1 pseudogene is annotated in these 270 nt (G+C 67.8%); it reads left to right on the top strand.

The features are described from left to right. Positions 1-270 (top strand): annotated as a pseudogene (locus tag ACZ3HH_RS30115) (bifunctional transcriptional activator/DNA repair enzyme protein Ada); the annotation flags it as partial.

Raw genomic sequence — 270 nt, 5'->3', positions numbered from 1 at the left:
ATGCGCAAAGCGCGGCGCAACTGGGCATGAAGCCGGCGACCTATCGTCGCGGCGGCCGCGGCGAGAAAATCCGCTTCGCCGTTGCGCAATGCTGGCTGGGAGCCTTGCTGGTGGCGGCCACGGAGCAGGGCATCTGCGCGCTCACCTTGGGCAGCGAGCCGGAGGAGTTGCTGCGGCAACTGCAGGATCGTTTCCCCCATGCCGATCTCGCCCCTGGCGATGCCGCCTTCGAGCAGACGCTGGCGCAAGTACTGACCGCGCTGGACGATC

Source organism: Pseudomonas sp. PME37.24/025 (assembly GCF_055556615.1).
The sequence above is the reverse complement of the archived record's forward strand: the minus strand, read 5'-3'. Positions and strand labels throughout refer to the sequence as shown.